Here is a 19335-nt window from a genome sequence, read left to right on the forward strand (position 1 = left end):
AAAAAAAAAAAAAACAGCAGCAGGGCCTGTATTTCAGGTCCCTGCTGCTGTCCATATTCGTATGAAACTAACTATTATTGCTTACCAGTTATAAGCTTGTAGGTTTGGCCTGCGGTCGTTGGAAAGCTCACCATTCCATCTTCGGAACGGTCACACTTCATTTCATTACCGCCATTACTCACTATGATCGAAGCATCTGTGAGGATCACACATTCATTACCTAGTTGGGAGATAATCTGCGCTTCCACTAGATGCCCTTTATCCCACTGAATACTAACTTCAAAGCCACCGCGGGCACGCAGCCCCGCCACGCTTCCCTCCTGCCATTCATCTGGCAGTGCAGGCAGCAGATCCAGATACCCGAGGTGAGATTGTAGTAGCATCTCAGCAATTCCGGCAGAAGCGGCGAAGTTACCATCAATTTGGAATGGTGGATGTGCACCAAGCAGATTGGCATAAACGCCGCCGTGACTATATTGTTCAGACTCCCCGTCCTTCACCAGCCGCAGCATGTTTGAGAGAAGGTGTAGTGAGCGGTTGCCATCCCGGAAGCGGCTCCAAAGCGCAACTCTCCAGCCCAGACTCCAGCCTGTGCTCTCATCCCCGCGCCGTTCAAGTGAGGTTCTGGCTGCAGCGAACAGCTCAGGGGTCTCTGCTTCTGTCAGCTGCCGGCCCGGATAGATGCCGACCAAATGTGAGGTATGTCTGTGATACATATCCTCATCCCCAAAGTCCAAGGACCATTCCTGCAACTGTCCGTACTTACCAACCTGTAGTGGCAATAGACGCTCACGAGCACTCACCAATTCTGCACGTAAATCTTCATCTGTTCCAAGTGTTACCGAAGCTTCGATACAATTCGTAAACAGTTCCCAGATGAGCGAAATATCCATAGTAGCACCTGCGCTGACAGCAGCTAAGCCCTCCGCTGTCTGGAATTTATGCTCTGGTGAAGTGGATGGAGAGGTCACAAGCCTTCCGTTACCATCGTCAATAAGCCAGTCCAGTGCGAACAGGGCCGCCTCCTTCATTACAGGATACGCTGAAGTCCGCAAATATTCCTCGTCTCCGCCAAAAGCATAATGCTCCCAAAGATGCTGTGTCAGCCAAACACCACTCATCGTCCAGTAAGCCCAGCTTGGATCTCCATCACCATAATCTCCCACCGGTGCTGTTTGTGCCCAAATATCCGTATTATGATGAGCCACCCAACCTCGGGCACCATAGTTGACTTGAGCAGTCTCCGCACCCATCTTCGCCAAGTTGCCGATCATATCCAGCAGCGGCTCATGACATTCCGCCAGATTACAAATTTCAGCTGGCCAATAATTCATCTCTGTATTGATGTTCAGCGTATAGTTGCTGCTCCACGGCGGACGGGTAACCGCATTCCATATTCCCTGCAGATTAGTAGCCTGCGTTCCGGGGCGCGAGCTTGCGATCATCAAATAGCGCCCGTAATGAAACAGCAACTCGACAAGTCCAGGGTCTTGTGCCGCGTATGTCGTAATCCGTTGCTCCGTGGACATCGAATCCGGGGCTAGTGTCTTACCTAATTGGAGCTTCACTCGGTCAAAAAGCGATCGGTAATCCTCGGCATGCGCTTGAAGCAAGCTGTCGTAAGACTTCCCATTCACATCTGCCAAGTAAGAAGCTGCAATAGCAGAAGCATCTTTCCCCTCAGCTCCCGGGCTTTTGTCAAAACCATTAAAGCCTGTAGCCGCGCTGAAATAGAAGGTTGCAGCCGTTCCTCCCAACAGATGAATTCCACTACCGTCAACGGTAACTTCCCCATCCTCTGCTACTACGGAGAGTTGTCCTTCAAAGGCCATGCCCTTGCTTTTGCTAGGTTCTCCGTATTGGATCGGATTGTCACTCCAAAAATAGCTTGGATCAACATGCTCCGGTGCAGTTCCCCAGAGTACAAAGTTATCACCCAGAGCGTGAAGGCTATGCCGAAGCGAACTATCTAGCGTAGCATGCACATTCAGCGCTCCCGGTGCACTTGCAGTCAGACGCAGCACAAGCAACTGATCAGGATGTGAAGCGAACATCTCACGGGTATAAGTAACATTACCAATCTTGTATTCAATGCGGTGAACCGCATGTTCAATATCTAATGTCCGCCGATAAGATTGATAAACACCACCATGCTCAAAACGAAGTAGTAAATCTCCAAAAGGCAGATACGATTGGGTGTACGGACCTAGCATCTCTCTAGTCAGGGTGTCCGCTTCTGAATACCGGCCCTCCTGAATCAGCTTTCGAACCTTTGGCAGAGCTTCCTTAGCACCGGGATTGTTCCCATCCTTCGGGAACCCTGACCATAAAGTATCCTCGTTTAGACTGACTTTCTCCTGTTCCACACCGCCGAAGATCATACCACCCAGACGGCCATTCCCAATCGGAAGCCCTTCGGTCCATACATTTGCTGGCTTGTCATATTGAAGTTTCATTGGTTCTCTCCCTCACGATCTGTCATGAATCAAATAATGTATTCCCCCAAGTCTGCCCTCATTATAAAGATCAGATAAAGCGTTTTCTATACATCGATCTACCGATCCATATCGCGATCTAACACAACCTACCCTAACTCATTGAACAAATTATCCTGAATGCCGACCTCGCTACAAGCGGTTAAACATATCGCAGCCTCAACACTGGAAAGACAGTTCATACTTTCCCCACCCATGACAATTTCGTTAGCACTGAAGGCCAGTCTGCGGGTACTCTTGGCACTAAGGACTAACGTTTCACCAGTCTCGAACCTGTTGTTCTTAATAACTATGCCCTGATGAACAGGAGTGCTCTCACCAACCTCTGTGTTCTCTGGCGAAATGAAAATAACCGGATGCTCGATGCCCCCGCATTCAATAAAATGATTCTCGGCGATGGTTACATCCTCCACCTTGCCAGACTCATACCAAGACTCCGCATCCAGGGCAACCAGAATTGCACTCATTTGCATCCGATCAAAAACATTCCCCTTAATCTCTACTTTACGCCGGGTTGTCACAAGGATACCGCGGGTCGGTACCCGCGCGAGGTAATTATTTACGACTTCAACCTCCGGTGTCCAGGTTACATTCTCGATCACATCATGGCTGCCAATCCCCTCAGGAATAGGATGTGCTAAAGTCAGTTTTAGCTCGCGTGGATTGAGACGCGTAACCTCTATCACTTCATTAGCCGCATAGGTAGTCAGAGAGCCAGAACGAACAAATTCAATTTCGTCTCCCGGATGAAAGGCCAGGAAACCGTAGGTCTGCGGATGCATGAAGCGAACCTTCACCGTATTCGCAGACAGCTGCTCAACGATCCGTAGATAGGTACCATGGACATTGACGACGTCATCATGAGAACCGGCAAAACGGCTGTCTGCAACAGTTATTTTACCTCGGCAGCTGGACATGTGGATGAAATCCGCAAAGCCAGTAACCGTTCGGCCTGTCTCCAGGCGCGGCGAAATATCCATGCGTTGAAAGGTGAGATTGTCGCTGAACTGCCCTACAACACCAAGTCCGTGTAAAAAATGCAGCCCCACATCGCTGAAGGTGATGTTAGAGCTTTCCACAAGGAAGACACCTACCTGATCGCGAATACCATCACGGCTTTGCAGGACTTGCCCGGGGACAACCTCAGGCTGATGATCAAAATGCAAGCGGAGCTTCATCGGCTCCAGCTCTTCAACCGAATCAGCCAGCTCCGACCAGTTGTCCACCCGCCAAGTCGTATTGCTGAGTGGATCATAGGTCTGCATCGGTCCTTCCGAGAAGCTCCAGCCCTCACCGATCCAGACCAGCTTGCCGTCCCTGATCTCATAATGCGAATCGGGGTGAACCTGGACATCGAAATAATGAGTACCGCTTTCAATAATCGTCATCTCTGACACAGTCGGCCGGGCGTAGTCGGTATGCAAATTACGAATCTCTACATTTTTGCAGCCATCCAGCAAGAACATCGTCTGCTTGCCATGGAAGATAAATAGAGAGCCATTTCCCTCAAATATTAAATTGTGCAGCCCCTTTAAGAGAATTCCTATAGTCTTGGTGACATCAGGATTCTCTTCTTCACTGGTAGTGTTGGAGATGTAGTAGGGTTTCCGGATGGCCTTTTCCGAATAGAAATGATAACAGCCTTTTGGACAATCCAGCAGGACCGGCCCAGTTATTTCGGCGGCTGCCTCAATAGCTCTTGTCATGGCTGGCTGAGCATCCAACCCGGAATCCGGCAGAACACCATAATCAGTCAGGCGGATTACAATAGGAGAAGAATCGACGCTGTGTTCTGTAAAAGAAATGATCAACACCAACTTTCTTAGTATTGTAAACGCTTAATAAGAGGCAGTATAATCCTTTCGGTTAAAATAATTAATTGTACATTAGCTTCAAAATACGCAGACTGGTGCCTTTACTCTGTTCATCCTTTTCCCCTGTAATTCGCACGGTTACTTGCAATTCCTGACGTTGTTCCTCGATTCCGAACATAGCAATCATAGGCCGAAACGCAAGCGGACACCATTCATCGAATAAGTGAACCGCATGAAAGGGACCGTCATTGAGTGAATATTCGAATATTCCACTATCCGGGCCGTAAAGCAGCAGCATCCCCACACTCTGTCCGGTTACTGTGTAAGAAAAAGATGCCTCTTTGCTGTCTGTATATAAATGCTCCGTTCCAAATCGCCAGTTCATCAGTGGATCATCAGGGGTAAGCTCGCGTAGCTCGAACCCATCTGCATGATCAGCGCTTCTGAAATCCAGTAATTTACCGTATTCATAATTTCGCTCCCCCAGAGGAGCAATACTTAACGCGCTTCCAGTATTTGAATGTGTGTTGTCAGGAACAAGAGCTGCATCCAAATATTCCTGTAAAAAAGAAGCATACAGCGCATGTCCATCATCATTGGGATGATAACCATCCGGAGCCAGCTCAGTCCACTCCATTTGTCCGGCCTGGGTCTGTGCATAAACTCTAGCTGCAAAATTAACTGATGGAAGATCGTAATGCTCAGCTACTTCTTCGTGGACGGCAATGTTAAAGGGGTTGCTCCCCGACAGATTCTTCTCTGCTGCCGTATACAAGAAGCAAATGTCAGTGCCGGGCGACAACCGTCTGCACTGGCGTACAATGCCTTCCATACCTCTAATGGATTCTTCCCGGTCGTTGCCGTCATTGACGCTAAATTCAACGAATAGTAGATCAATCTTGCCGTATTGCAGGACATGTGACTGTAATCGGTGAGCGCCCAGCGTGGAATTCGTTCCACCCACTCCCGCATTGATGAAGCGGAATTCATGATTCGCAAATCGCTCCTGCAGATACTTACCAGTCAGCACTCTCCAGCTAAATATGTCCGCATCGGAAGCACCCGCCCCCTCCGTAATGGAACCACCCAAAAAGGCGACCGTCACCCGCTCCTTTCCTGCAAGTCTTACACTTGTATTCGGTAGTCCTCGTCTTGGAGCTACAAATTGATGATTGCAATGTTTCTCTTCTGTCATGACTGATCCTCCGTAATAAAAATGTATATTTTTCCTTGAAATCAAGAAATCAGGTGCTGGGGTATATCTTACAGCACCTGATTCTGATTTCAATATTTTATTTTTTAGAAGTTTCATAAGCCTTTTGCAAGATTTCGAGATAACGATCTAGCTTCAAGTCTTTCAGACCTTTTATATAAGCATCCCAATCTTTAGTAAGATCCTTGTTGCCCGTGATGAATTGAAGCTGATTTTGCTCAATATAATTCTTAATGTTGGTTTGCAGTAAGCTCGCTTCATCGATTTCGCTTGGATCAATCCAAATCGACCAGATTGGGAATAATTCTTTAGGCTCATGTCCTTCATACAGCAGAGTCGCATCATACAATCTGCGTTCATAACCGCTGGAAGCGTAGATGTCAGTAGCTTGAACGAAAGTATCACGGTACTCTTTTGGCATATAGAAGTGACCCATGCCGCTCCAGCCCGCATTGCGCGGCGCTTCGCCTTCCGCCATAGGAATGCTCTTGACGACTGGTTTAACGTCTTTATCCAGCGCTACATCGCCTTCTTCTGGATCCGTCCAGTCAATGCCCTTCATACCGCTGCCAGCATTGGTCTGTCCCTCAGAAGTAAACATATAGTCTACCATTTTAATTAAAGCGACCTGTGCTTCCTCGCTAGCTTTGTTTGTGATGACAAACTTCGCTCCCGGGGATACGCCACCTGCATCATGAGTCGCATAGGAGATACCTTCCGGTCCGCTAATCGGTGGTACAGGATTGTAGTGTGCCGAGCTTCTATTGCCCGGATCAATATTGACGAAAATCGCAGGGTGCATGCCCGCACCAGCGCCCAGAATTTCCGCATCGGCATTTTCACCGATTTTCTTAAAGGCTTCCGCATTCTGTGTGAATGCCCCTGGATCAATCAAACCTGCGTCAAACAGAGATTTGATATAAGTCAGGCCTTCCTTCCACTCCGGTGTGACAGCCGCCGATTGAACTTTTCCATCCATCATGTTCAGATAATTGCGGTCATCATCGTATACAAATGCATTCATGAGGAATGGTACAATGCGTACACCAAACTCCTCAATGGAGCCACTCAGCGGCACTTCATCTGCTTTTCCATTCCCGTTCGGATCTTGTGTTTTGAAAGCTTCCAGCACTTTTTTGAATTCTTCGGTTGTCTTCGGCATTTCCAGATTCAGCTTCTTCAGCCACTCGGTATTGAGCCACATTTTGCTCGGATAAGAGCAGTGAAAGCATTCTGTGTAAGCGACAAGCCCGTAGATATTACCATCAGGCGCTGTGTTAAGCGTTCTCAAATTATCGTTCTTTTCCATAGCCGCTTTAATATTCGGAGCATATTTATCAATTAGATCGTTCAGAGGAATCAGTACGCCCTGTTTGCCATACTTCAGAAGATCTGCCTGTGAGAACTGATCGATATAGTGAGTGAGCAGGTAAGCATCAGGGTAATCGCCACTAGCAAGTGAGATTTGGCGCTTTTCCTTGGCTCCGTCTGAAGGGTTGATTTCCCATTTGAATTTAATATTGAATTTGTCTTCCACAAATTTCGAAAATTTATTGGTAGGAACATCGATCCCGGATTCCTGAACCGAGAACACGCTGATTTCCACCGGTTTGCTTGCTGATTCCGAGTTACCTGAGTCAGCAGGTGCGGAGGATGTGTTATCTGTATTTTTATTAGCACATCCGCTTAACACCACCGTAAGAATTAATACCAGCACCAATGACAAGGTCATCATACTTTTCTTCAAATCCGATCACTCCCTTTTATAATTTAGGCAGGTACGATATCTTTCTGTCATTTTACTGCGTGCCTCTCCCCCTCTCCAGATTCTGAAAGCTGTGAATTAACCTTTAACTGAACCGACCAGCATGCCTTGGACAAAATAACGCTGAACAAACGGATAGATAACAAGTACAGGCAGCGTAGCGATAACTATAAGTGCATATTTGAGTAGCTCAGCAAGCTGCTGCCGCTCCACCATTTTCATCGCATCCATTGTACCTGCACTGTTGTTCTGGATGATGATGCTTCGTAAGACAAGCTGAAGTGGAAACAAATTCGCTGATTTCAAATAAATCAAAGCGTCAAAGTAGGCATTCCACTGTCCTACCGCATACATAAGGACTAACACCGCAAGAATGGGCTTCGATAACGGAATAACAACACTCCAGACAAACCGCATATCACTGCAACCGTCGATTTCGCTGGCTTCCAGCAGTTCCTCCGGAATGGAGGATTGAAAGAATGACCGGGCAATAATGACCTGCCATACCCAAATCGCGTTTGGTATCAGCAGTGCCCAGCGGGTATCAATCAAATGGAGTTCCTTCACGACCATATAGGTCGGAATCAGCCCGCCGCTGAATATCATCGTAAAGGTGATGATCATCATCAAAGTGTTGCGTCCGAAGAAACCTCTGCGTGATAAAGGGTACGCGATCATGATCGTAAGCACAACACTGATGAACGTCCCTGCGGCTGTATAAAAAATGGAGTTGCCGTAGCCTGTAATGATCTCAGGTGTATTTAGCAGAACCTTGAAACCTTTGAAGGAAATATCTACAGGCCATAACCAGACTCGGCCGGAGGTAACGGCTGCCGGACTGCTAATCGAGCTACTGATGATAAAAATTAGCGGATAAATCACCGCGATGACCACGAGGCTGAGTAGGATATAAATAGTGGTCAGAAATAGCTTATCGCCAGTTGATTCTTTAATTTTTTGTTGAACTGCTGCCATGTGGTTGCTCCTTTCCTACCAGATGCTGTTGTTTGTGATGCGTTTAGCCAAGCCATTCACCGTAAGCAACAAAATAAGGTTGATTACCGAGTTGAATAGACCAACCGCAGTTGCAAAGCTATAATTGGCGTTCAGCAAACCGACCCGGTAGACATAAGTGGCAATGATCTCGGAATTCGCCAGATTGAGCGGGTTCTGCAGAAGATAGACCTTTTCAAAGCCAATAGCCATGACATTCCCAACATTCAAAATCAGGATGATGACGATGGTAGGCACAATACCTGGCAGATCAATATAACGAATTTTTTGAAAGCGTGAAGCGCCATCGACTTTGGCTGCCTCATAAAGCGTAGGATCTATACCGGCAAGCGCTGCTAAATAGATAACGGCACTGTAGCCCGCAGTCTGCCAAATATCAGACCAGACATAAATCGAACGAAACATTCCCGGTTCTCCAAGGAAATTGATCGACTCCAAACCGAAAAAGTTGAGAGCGATGTTCGCAAATCCAAGACGAGGTGCCATAAATAGCATAATAATGGACACCATGACAACCGTCGAGATGAAATAAGGCGCAAAAGAGACCAGCTGGACGAACTTTTTGAACCTTCCCCCGCGCAATTCATTAATCATGAGCGCAAGGATAATCGGAATTGGAAATCCCGCCAGCAGCAGGTAACCACTAAGCATGATGGTGTTCTTGAGCAGCGTCCAAAACTGCGGATTATCAAAAAATAATCGAAAATTATGAAATCCAACCCATGGACTTCCCCATATTCCTTTAATCACGTTGTAGTCCTTGAAGGCTAGAACTGCATTCAGCATTGGATAATACTTAAAAATGAGGAAAAATAACAGAGGTGGAATCACGAGCAAATGTAGCTGCCAGTGCTTTTTCATACTTCTGCGAGCATTTTGTAAAAATACAGAGCCCCTACGCTTCGGTAACGACTTGTGGTGTAATACTATTTCTTTCTCCAGAACAATCCCCCCTAAGCAACCGCCAGTAGTTTATGATAGCGCTTTCTACGAGTTGATCATAATTGACTTTTATCCCCAAAGAAAAGGTACACTTGGGCATTTCAGCGTACAAATAACCCTGTTCTGGGAGAACAAAATAGCTGTAGAACGGCCATTTTTCCGGAAACAGGACCCTCACTGGAGATTTTCAATCTGGACAATTCTACCGGCAGTTGAATAAAGCCCATGAGACAATTCAACCAACTCTTGATAGGATTGCGTTTGCAGAAATGCTATGCTGTTTTTGACAGTGCGCACTGTACATTTTGTTTTATTGGAGGTATACAATGCTCGACTTGCGTAAAATTGGAGCTTATATTTCGAAGCTTCGCAAAGACCAGGATCTTACCCAATTGGAACTTGCCGATCAACTGAATGTAAGTCATCAAGCGGTATCGAAATGGGAACGGGGCGAATCGCTACCGGATATCGGAACGCTTCCGCAGTTTGCAAGGTTATTCGGCAAAACGGTAGACGACATTTTAAATGCAGGAGACAATACAGAAAATCGGGAGCACCCGCACCTAGGAACGATCGTTGAGGAGATCGCAGAGAACAGGCCGGAACAAGTTGCAGAGATGGTCAATACCGGAGAGGCGGAGGTGGAGGAGCTTGTAGAAGTAGCGCCGTTTGTAAAAGCAAGCGCTCTGCATAAGGTTACAGAACGATTAGACAGCAGCGTCCTTAAGTTAGACGTGATCATGCGGCTGGCTCCGTTCCTTGGAACAGGCACATTGGATGAACTGGTTCGTCAGGCAGAAGAGGGCGAAATTGTGTGGAATACCATTACTGGACTCGCTCCGTTCGTCAGCAGCGACACATTAAGCCGACTGGTAGATAAATCGATTGACGGTTCCTTAGAAGTGCACAATCTTGTTGGGATTGCCCCGTTTCTTGGAAGAGAACATGTAGATCGGTTAGTACAACAAGCAGAAGAGGGCAACTTGAGCTGGCATTCCATTCAAGGGCTGGCACCCTTTATTAGCAGAGAAACATTAAACCGTTTGGTAGACCGGGTTGAAGACGGCACTATCGATGCGGATCAGATCATAGGCCTTGCACCTTTTCTGGACAGTAAAAATCTCGAGAAGTTGATTAGTGGAGTGGAAGCTGAACATCTTAGCCCAGATCTGCTGGCAAGTCTTGCTCCTTTCGTCGATCAAGGGACATTGAGCAGAATGGTGACAAACTTATTAAATAAAGTAAAGTAGGATGCATAGACCGTCGGTGACAAGCTAACGGGAACGTTATTTGAACGACAACAGCGGCAGTCTAAGACTTTATTTATCAAGTCTTGGTCCGCCGCTGCTTCTTTTACTGGATCAGTCTAATACTTAATTTTTGCCAAACAACTGTTTACTCATCAATAGACTGTCTATAAGCGCTCGGTGAAACGCCGATTAACCGCTTGAAGGCCCGTCTGAAAGAATGTGAACTATTGTAGCCCACCCGAATAGCAATCTCATCAACCGTATACCGACTATCTTTGAGCAAAATCACAGCCTGATCCATTCTCACTTTTATCAGATGATCGGAGAAATTGACACCTGTAACCTCTTTAAACAATTGAGAAATATATTTTTCAGGCCGTTCGACCTGTTCGGCTACCCGGTACAGACTCAGCTCTGTATCCGAATAATTCTCTGCTGTATATTCCTTGATCTGCTTAATAATCTGAATATGAACATCCTTCTTTTTATTTGCAATAAGTCCGCACAGTTCTTCCATAATAACAAAAAATTCGGTCTGAATCATTTCGAGTCGTTCCGATGAACCAATGTCTATGACCCTCCGCTTCACACTCTCGATGTCCGGGTATTCTGTAAAAGCCTTTTGATCCAGAAGCTTAAGAAACGTCCCTTTTATTTCTCCAACAAGCTGTTGCTTCATTTCCATGGATAATTCACGCTGTTCCATGTTCTGGGCAACAATTGCACGGACAATCCGTTTAGCCTCTTCTAGCTCTCCAGCCCGAATGGTACTGATCAGACGTTGCTCTGTATCCAGTGGATAATAGTAGGTCGTATTCTCATTTTGGGCTTCGCTACTCCATACAATTCCTTTTTTATTCATGTAGACGGCATATTCCAGAGCTTGCTTGGCTTGGTCAAAGGAAAGGCCGATTTCCGTTATTTCTGTAAAAAGATCTCCGAAGCCCGCCTGAGTAGTAATACGATACTCATTAAAAACGTACTGCGCCAAATTCTCCAGAATGCTGGTGATATTCTCTGCCTCATACGCTTTGTCAGTCTCTTCTTCCTTGGAGAAAAACAGAGTTACCACTTTGTCGGAGCCCATATCCGTCATTAGTACTTCCACTCCGAGATCCGATAGGGACTGCTTCAGCAGCAACCGGGAAGCATTCAGCTCATTGAGAATCTCAACGCTGTCCATACCGGCATAGCCGTTAATCTGAACAATTCCTACATACCCAGTGTTCTGTTTCAAATTAATCCCCACCTGCTCAGCGGCTGTGAGAATCTCATCATGCGTTTTGAATTCACCTGCTAATAGCCGCTTCAGAAATGCATCCCTGACCAACGGAAGCTGACGATTAAGTTCGGTTTCCAGCAACTTGTTCTTAGTGATCATATTGGCAATATTTCCGCTTAAAAAGTCAAATTCATTCTTGGCGGAGGCCTCTTCCTTGCCAAATTGCTCCTTCATGACGCTAAGCATACGGTTGATTGGAGCGCTGTTACGGTAAGCTAATATTAGTCCGACTATCAAGCCGATGAGTAATGTTCCTCCCGTAATTTGTATGGACATTTGCTTGATCTTGTTAGCATTATCCATCAAAATAGGCCGGGGAATCCCTGTCTGGTATACCCATCCGTTCGAATCAGAACGAGTCGTGATCACTAGATCGTCTTCATAGAACTGACTAACCTTGGTTTTATCAAAATCCGAATCAGCGGTCATATGGGCCATTTTCTGCTCATCACTTCCCTGCAGGACAATCGTATTTCCTTCAGCATCGCTGATATGAACCCAGCCTCCGTATCGCTCAGTTAAACCAGATAACAGACTAGAAATGATTTTCTCGTCTATGATCACTACCGCGACAGCTGGTGAGGAATCGTTGAAACTATCCAGAGGGAGTGACTGCATATAGGTAATAACGGAGGTTTGCATGCCCCTGCTAACATAGTCACTGAGTGGCTTGATTTCACTGCGATGGGTTTTCTCAAGCACGTCTTTGGTCCAATCCTGTAGCGGAAGATCCTTATAGTTGAAATTAGAGTAGTAATGTTCCGGTCGGTAAGAAGAACCTGGGGTTAGAATAAGATTATAATTGGCGAGGTAAATATAATAGTTTTGCAAAAAATCATTCGTCTGACCGAAAGTCAAGACATTCCGCATCGTTCTCCAAATGCCATACACGTTCGTCTCATTGTCTCTTTCATTCATCAGAACATTTAGCTCCTGGTTGACTGCCAATTGCCTGGTAAACCCTTCTACTTCCGCCATGCGGCGCTCCAATATTTCCTGACTTTTCTGGAGCTGGGTGACCCCGTTCTCAATAGAGATAGACTCTGTCACAGAAATCGAAGTCAGATAGGACATATATCCGCCAATGCTGGGAATGACCAAAATGACTACATAGGAGATTAAGAATTTACGAAAGATATTGGAATATTTAAGCGTAGTGACCCCTCCCCTAATATCATTTCGATAGCGCTATCATTACCATAGATTAAAACATTTTACTTAATAGTCAAGTGTGCAAACCCAATTTTGCAGATGTTAAACCTTTCAGAACTGGATAAAAAGCAGCGATATACGCCGTTATCACTGCTTTTTATTCACCATCCGAATTTTTTTATCTTTCCAGCATGTAAACCCTTCTACGCTTTACCCCTCGTATGGCGGGTAGAATGTGAAGGCACAAAACCGAATTCCTCTTTGAAACGATCCATGGCATATAAAGGCATATATTCTTGACCCGAAAAATGATAATAATCCAAATTATAATCATTCCCCACCAACGGGGTAAGGAGCTCAGCCACTGGCAAGTTGCTGCTAGCATCCGGCCCAACCAGATTAAGAGTTCTTACCCCCGGCTTAAGTGGAGATTCCAGTGCCGCAGTAATTCCCTTCACCACATCCTCTGCGTGGACATGCCCCAGTGTGATGAACGGGAGCGTCGGCTTGGATCCAGTTTCCAAGACAGGAGAAATCCAGCCCTGGGAGGCTACAGCTCCAAAGCGAAGATTGATAAAGTCGGTATCTTTATGATTACGATGAAAATACCGGGTCAACTCCTCGACCATAGCCTTGCTTAGCCCATAGGCATCCGCCGCTAAGCAGGGATGATCATCTGGGATAGGCAGCTCAAGCGGTATAAAATCCTCAGTGAGTCCACCCACCACGGCAATGGAGCTCGCTGTGATGAACTTTTGGCAACCGCGGTCCAGCAGATAACGGTACAATCTCCTTGTTCCCAATACATTAACAGCAAGGCTGTCCTCCTCAGTAGAGCCGCCAGTAACAGCAGCAAGATGAATCACCGCCTGAATATCATACGAGTCCAGCCTGCTCAAATCCTCCGCTGAATCAAATGAACCCTGAACATAGGCAAAAGCCCCTTCCGGAGCTTGGCGTGACAGACAAATCACTGTATGTTTATCCGCCAAATGCTTGACTAGAGCCGTTCCGATAAATCCACTTGCTCCGGTAATTAGAAGATTCATGCTCTTCTACCCTTCTTTTTCTCATCTCATATCATTCAGAAAAAAGGGGCCAAAGAAGGCCCCTCCGTTCATTCATCGCTCAACTTATTCTGTCCACTGTTCTCCGCCTTGTGTACTAGGCTTCGAGATATGGTCGGTCGAAGCCTCCTCAATATCACCGAATGCCCAGTGGGAGACTGGAACATCGTTCCACCCTGGCTGTGTGACACCCATAAGCGGGCCTCTGCCCAAAACTCTGTTGATAGCTGTAACGGCTTCCGCACGAGTAAGCTTGGAATTCGGGCGGAAAGTTCCGTCACTGTAGCCCTTCATTATGCCTATATCTTGGGCTTTCTTTATCGCCGCCTGTGCCCAGTGGCCGGTAATGTCAGAGAAGCCACGGCCCGATGTTGCAGAATTCGGGCTCAGCATGGCTGTTAAACTAGCCATTTCTGCACGCGTCAATGGTTGATTAGGTTTAAAAGTACCATCGATGTAACCGTTCATTAGTCCCATCTTAGCTACTTTGGCAATGGCATCTGCCCCCCAATAGCTGGAGGATACATCACTGAATATTACGCCTGATCCAGTGGCCTCTTTCTCAGCAACCTTCGCTAGGATGGTTGCCATCTCAGCACGGGTAATGGGAGCATCGGGTTTAAAGAAGCCGCCCGGATATCCGTTGATATACGCCGAATGTCGCATTGTCTCGGCATCCTCCTTCCCATCAGTTCCAGATGCCGGAGTTGGCGTTGGCGTCAGGGTAGGTGCGGATGAAGGCTGAGCGGGTATAGACGGCCCCCCTGCATCAGTCGGTGTGGGTGTTGCTGTCGGTGTTGGAGGTTCTGTAGGGTTCGTTGTTCCGCCATCACTGGTTGGGACTGTGAATTTCAATTGATCTGTCAGCATGAGATTACCTGATTTCTTCACAGCTTTAAGTGTGTGTAAGCCGCTTACCAATCCAGAAATACTATAAATCTCCTGTTGTGTCAGTCGGCTCTGACTATAAGTATTCACGGTCTGAATCCTTTGGCCGTCCACATAAATATCTACTTCACCTTGATCTGGACCCGTAGGTGTAATCAGACGGATTCCAGTGCCCTTGAAGATATATTCAAAGGAATCGCCATCTACTGTCGTTGAATGCACATCATTAAGATAATCGCCACCAATAATAAAGCTGAGGGTCAACTTTCCGACTGGCTGTGATGCGAGATAAGATTTGTTCAATGTAACATGCTCACTAGCTACCGTATAATCGGTCCCTGGAACCAGATGATTTGATCCGTTCGTAATGCCAATGAAGCTTTCCGGCTGTTGTAGAAGTGTAATCTCAATGTCCTGCTGAGCAGAAGATGATGATTTATCAAAGCTCGCTGCGATCGGATTGATCATATTCGGAATCTCTACCTTGAGCATGTCAAGCAGCATGAATCTGCCCGATTTTTTCACAGCCTTAAGTGTGTGCTGCCCATCTGTAAGCCCAGAGATACTGTACAGAATCTGCTGTGACAATCGTCCGTTTCGATAAGCGCTTACCGTTCCCTTGAATTGATCGTCTACATAGATATTCATATCCCCTTGCGATTCGTCTACCTCAGTGAACAGTTGAATCCCTGTTCCTCTGAAGGTGTATTCGAAAGAATCGCCGTTCTGCTCCGTATACTGCACATCGTCATTGTAGTCGCCCATTCCTCTTCCACTACTGCGGGACCAAGTACCGTTATATTTGATTCCCGGATCGTCGTTATTAACCATCACATAACGGATGCCTGTGGAATCGCTAATGTGTACCGCTAGCGTCTGTGGATCACCGGCGTTAAAGATGATGTTTAGACTTGCCAGGCCAGCAGGTTGCTGCGCAAGATATTCCTTCTTGATGGTCAATTTATCATTAGTCACCGTATAATCTTCTTCGCGCAGTGCCACTCCATTATTTTCAATAGCACTCAGCGTATTACCCTGCAGATTAAGCGTGACTGTGACATCCTTCTGTTGTTCCGTTGCTTTATCAAACCCAGCGGAAGTCGGAGTGATAGAACTGTTCTGACCCCCAGTCGGACTTTCTGTTGTCACTTTCAGCGCGTCGAGCAGCATATAATTTCCCGATCCCTTGCTCACCTTAAGCGTGTGAGGACCGTTAGAAAGCCCTGATACACTATAAAGAGATTGTTGTACCTCTCTCGGTCCACTTGTATACGCATTTACAGTCTGTGCTGTCTCCTCATCTAATGTAACAACCATTTCTCCTTGCGATTCATGCCTTTCCGTCAGCAGCTCAATGCCCGTTCCCGTAAAGGTGTACTCGAAAGAATCACCGTCTTTCTCGGTATAATGCACATCGCCATTATAATCTCCATGTTCTCGGGCAGAGCTTACCTGCCATGTGCCGTTGTATTTAATGCCGTTGTCATTATCATTAATGTAAACCACATCCGTAACGGTGGTATTGCTTGCCGAAGCCGAAGCTGAATCCGTAGCAGGGTCAGCCACAGAGTTGAGAGCATCCTCTTGAGGAGTACTGGTAGCAGTAGCCGAGGAATCCTTTATCGTAATGCTTAGATCCTGCTTCCCTTCAAGCAGCTCCTTGCCTCCATTTCGCTTCCAATCGCCGCTGTAGCTCATCCCTGTATCATCGTTATTGACAGCTGATGTGCCGCTTAATGCGGTTACTTTAAGCATACGAGAGGCATGGGGTTCAAGGATGCCACCGCTGAATTCCTTCTCAAAGGTTCCCAGCTCGGAATGGCTCCATAGGTCGCGCACTGAAGCCGGACCCTCAAGGCCAAGATCACTCCATTTGACTTTAACCTCCCCACCCCGACTACCCAGATTGAACAAAGCAACGCTGTAAGTCCCATCTCCATTATTGGCGTACCAGACCTGCTGTTGGGTATCCATCGACACTGGATGTCCAGGACGTCCGGCCTGATTGACGGCAATTACCTCATCATTGGTAAGCAGTTCTAGTCCATAACTATCCAGCCGTGTCATGTCATTCCCTGTATAGAGCGGTACGGAAGAAATGGACCAAAACGTCATTGCAGTCTTCCGCTCATCCTTGGTCAGACCATCCATGGAGCCGTTACCAACATTCAAGGAATCAAAGTCATTCCAGCCGCCAGGGCCTGCATCCCGCCACCAAAGTGCTGCTTTGGGAAATAATCGGGAAATACTCGGCCATGCTGTCAACCCACTGCCGTCATAAGATTCAACATCCCAGTCAATTCGCCAACCGTTAGCATATTTTTTCCAGAACTCTACGTAATTGTGGTCGAGTGCCCAGGACAGCTCAAACCAGATGTTATTTCTATCCAAGGCTTTGGACCAAGCTTCTACGTCACCGCGTGCATCCCGGCTCAAGTTGTCAATCCCCGACCCAGGGGTTACGCTGTCGAATTTGACGAAATCGATTCCCCACTCGCCAAGCATGTCTGCAATGGAATCCACATACTTCTGGGCACAGGGATTCGTGAAATCAATTTTATAGGTGTAGGAATTCCAATAATCCATAATGGTAAGCGGCTTGGCTGTAATATCCTGAATACGACATTCGCCGCCTGTCCCATACACCTCAAGATTTCGGTTATATGCATCGATAGATACCCCCGGGATCAGATAGATCCCAATCTTTTGCCCATTATGATGAACATAGTCAATGACCTCCTGAAATCCGTTCGGATAAAGGACGTCACTAGGAATAGGCCTACCGTATTCATCCATATCACCATTCCAGCCTGCATCAATATTAATGTATTCATATCCATGGGCCTGCAGCTTCTCATGCATCGCGTCCGATTGCTTCTTAACGCTCTCCGCCGATGTCCAGTTTCCTGCCCCATCATACACCTGCATACTGTAACTGCTCCAGCCCATATACGGCTTCTGAGCCATACTCTTCTCCGCCGCTTGCGCCACGTTACCTTTTATTCCTGTAAATCCGAACTGTGCTGCTGCAATAATGAATACTAGCAGACTCATACCCAATCTTTTTCCCATTCGCTTCAAATCATCCTTACCCCCTCATGAAATGTGGTCAAAATTACTTTGATAGCGCTTTCTTTCGGGAAGATCATAATTGAATATGGATTTCCAAGATAGGTACATTTCGGAATTTTACGTACAAATAACCCCAAAATAGAGGGGCAAATAAACAGCATAACAGACATAATTCCTGCGATTCGAAGGAACTTAGTAAAAACACTGTAACTGTACCCTGGTTATATTTGGACAATCCTAAAATAAACTCTTGTTTCCTTGTTCCAGTGATTAAAATTACTTACTATATTGGTAAAATAAAGAATAATTTAAAGATACAAACGTCACAGTAATAACCGATGAATGATATGCTGAAGAAAGGAAGATCGCATTGAAGTTGGATTTGGATGGATTAAATGCCGATTCCTTAACGTGTATGCTTAAGGCATCTTTTTCATTGGAAAATTGGGATGCTATGATTGAAGTTGCGGACAAGCTGATCACACAGATTGCAATTATATATGAGACAAGCAGTGACACATTGAGAGAACAAAACCTGAAGCGGAGTATTCCCTATTATTTTGGATTTAGCTTATGTTCAAAAGGAATCGCACTGCAAAAGCTCGGTAAGTATCCTGAAGCTAGAATGTGTATTCAAAAATATGCTGAATTAGGATGGATCAAAGGGTTAGATGAAGAAGGAATTAATGAAGTCAAATACTACTGTAATATTGCAAAAGCCAATACCTACGTGCTCGACCTTTTAGAAGGCAAGACTGGAGTCCTAAAGGAGTATGTTGAATTTATTAGAAACAGTGCTGAGGAAGAGTTACTGCCAGGACTAATTACCATCTTGGAATCCTCGATAAAATATAACTATTCCGTAGATTGGATTCTGAGTGATCATAAAAACAACGTAAATGACATAGAAGAGTATGTGACTAATGTGGATATAAGATATTACGAGGAATACATTTATTTGCTGGTAATGTATTACTACGAACAAGAGAATATGTACGAAGCAATCAACACTATTCTAGAAACTCTGATTTTTAGTATCAAAATTGAAAACGATACAAACCTCAAGAAATCAGTAGCACTCTTTGAGCTCCTAAGAGAACATGCTCATCAATCACAACTTCAAATGTATCACAACATAATGGAAAAAATAATAGTAAAAGAGTTTACTAATGAAAAAGAAAATGTTCTTTCTTACAGTCGTAGTCTTGATTAGTTCCAGCTTAATGATCGCCTCTGCAAGTGCTTCTGCTGTCGATTCGGGCTCCACCATTTACACCGTTAACAATCACGGAATGGGTCATTAATTGAAACTTAATAAGTGGATTTGTACAAAGGAGCGATCATCCAATAACCGGATGATCGCTCCTTTTTTTTGTAAATG

11 protein-coding genes are annotated in these 19335 nt (G+C 45.9%); 2 read left to right on the forward strand and 9 right to left on the reverse strand.

The genetic code is table 11. The features are described from left to right. Positions 1-74: 74 nt before the first annotated feature. The 6 genes from CA598_RS18180 to CA598_RS18205 form a co-directional block, all read right to left on the reverse strand. Positions 75-2456, reverse strand: a complete 2382-nt coding sequence (locus tag CA598_RS18180; RefSeq protein WP_094877384.1) for a glycoside hydrolase family 95 protein — start codon at positions 2454-2456, stop codon at positions 75-77. A gap of 128 nt (positions 2457-2584) precedes the next feature. Then, a complete protein-coding gene (locus tag CA598_RS18185; protein ID WP_094877385.1) occupies positions 2585-4306 on the reverse strand; it encodes an alpha-1,3-galactosidase-related protein in 1722 nt (573 codons plus the stop codon). Positions 4307-4370: 64 nt separating this feature from the next. Next, entirely contained in the window at positions 4371-5504 is a 1134-nt protein-coding gene (locus CA598_RS18190; RefSeq protein WP_179283700.1) for an SGNH/GDSL hydrolase family protein, read from the reverse strand. 97 nt (positions 5505-5601) lie between these two features. After that, on the reverse strand, positions 5602-7257 hold the full coding sequence (locus CA598_RS18195; RefSeq protein ID WP_094877404.1) for an extracellular solute-binding protein: 1656 nt from the start codon (positions 7255-7257) through the stop codon (positions 5602-5604). A 108-nt stretch (positions 7258-7365) separates the two neighbouring features. Beyond that, the gene (locus CA598_RS18200; protein WP_094877387.1) at positions 7366-8262 is read right to left on the reverse strand and encodes a carbohydrate ABC transporter permease; all 897 of its coding nucleotides are present in this window, start codon (positions 8260-8262) and stop codon (positions 7366-7368) included. A gap of 15 nt (positions 8263-8277) precedes the next feature. Then, complete coding sequence (locus CA598_RS18205) at positions 8278-9162, reverse strand: ABC transporter permease (RefSeq protein ID WP_143759569.1); 885 nt, start codon at positions 9160-9162, stop codon at positions 8278-8280. Positions 9163-9569: 407 nt separating this feature from the next. On the opposite strand from CA598_RS18205, the gene CA598_RS18210 reads away from it, so the two are divergent. Beyond that, entirely contained in the window at positions 9570-10493 is a 924-nt protein-coding gene (locus CA598_RS18210; protein WP_094877388.1) for a helix-turn-helix transcriptional regulator, read from the forward strand. 145 nt (positions 10494-10638) lie between these two features. Here CA598_RS18210 and CA598_RS18215 read toward each other — a convergent pair whose 3' ends face one another. The 3 genes from CA598_RS18215 to CA598_RS18225 form a co-directional block, all read right to left on the reverse strand. Continuing rightward, on the reverse strand, positions 10639-12849 hold the full coding sequence (locus tag CA598_RS18215) for a helix-turn-helix domain-containing protein (RefSeq protein WP_094877389.1): 2211 nt from the start codon (positions 12847-12849) through the stop codon (positions 10639-10641). A 281-nt stretch (positions 12850-13130) separates the two neighbouring features. Beyond that, on the reverse strand, positions 13131-13976 hold the full coding sequence (locus CA598_RS18220; RefSeq protein WP_094877390.1) for an NAD-dependent epimerase/dehydratase family protein: 846 nt from the start codon (positions 13974-13976) through the stop codon (positions 13131-13133). 84 nt (positions 13977-14060) lie between these two features. Further along, complete coding sequence (locus CA598_RS18225) at positions 14061-17954, reverse strand: X2-like carbohydrate binding domain-containing protein (protein ID WP_218832610.1); 3894 nt, start codon at positions 17952-17954, stop codon at positions 14061-14063. Between the two features lie 370 nt (positions 17955-18324). Between CA598_RS18225 and CA598_RS18230 the strand changes: the two genes are divergently transcribed. Further along, the gene (locus CA598_RS18230) at positions 18325-19167 is read left to right on the forward strand and encodes a hypothetical protein (RefSeq protein WP_094877392.1); all 843 of its coding nucleotides are present in this window, start codon (positions 18325-18327) and stop codon (positions 19165-19167) included. The last annotated feature ends 168 nt before the right edge of the window (positions 19168-19335 follow it).

The organism is Paenibacillus sp. VTT E-133291 (assembly GCF_002264395.1).
In the GTDB taxonomy this organism is placed as follows: domain Bacteria; phylum Bacillota; class Bacilli; order Paenibacillales; family Paenibacillaceae; genus Paenibacillus_AQ; species Paenibacillus_AQ nitricinens.

Coding starts and splice junctions, on each gene's coding strand:
- CA598_RS18225 (WP_218832610.1), bottom strand. CDS start 17,954: ATGGGAAAAAGATTGGGTATGAGTCTGCTAGTATTCATTATTGCAGCA.
- CA598_RS18200 (WP_094877387.1), bottom strand. CDS start 8,262: ATGGCAGCAGTTCAACAAAAAATTAAAGAATCAACTGGCGATAAGCTA.
- CA598_RS18220 (WP_094877390.1), bottom strand. CDS start 13,976: ATGAATCTTCTAATTACCGGAGCAAGTGGATTTATCGGAACGGCTCTA.
- CA598_RS18195 (WP_094877404.1), bottom strand. CDS start 7,257: ATGATGACCTTGTCATTGGTGCTGGTATTAATTCTTACGGTGGTGTTA.
- CA598_RS18190 (WP_179283700.1), bottom strand. CDS start 5,504: ATGACAGAAGAGAAACATTGCAATCATCAATTTGTAGCTCCAAGACGA.
- CA598_RS18180 (WP_094877384.1), bottom strand. CDS start 2,456: ATGAAACTTCAATATGACAAGCCAGCAAATGTATGGACCGAAGGGCTT.
- CA598_RS18205 (WP_143759569.1), bottom strand. CDS start 9,162: ATGAAAAAGCACTGGCAGCTACATTTGCTCGTGATTCCACCTCTGTTA.
- CA598_RS18210 (WP_094877388.1), top strand. CDS start 9,570: ATGCTCGACTTGCGTAAAATTGGAGCTTATATTTCGAAGCTTCGCAAA.
- CA598_RS18215 (WP_094877389.1), bottom strand. CDS start 12,849: ATGTCCTATCTGACTTCGATTTCTGTGACAGAGTCTATCTCTATTGAG.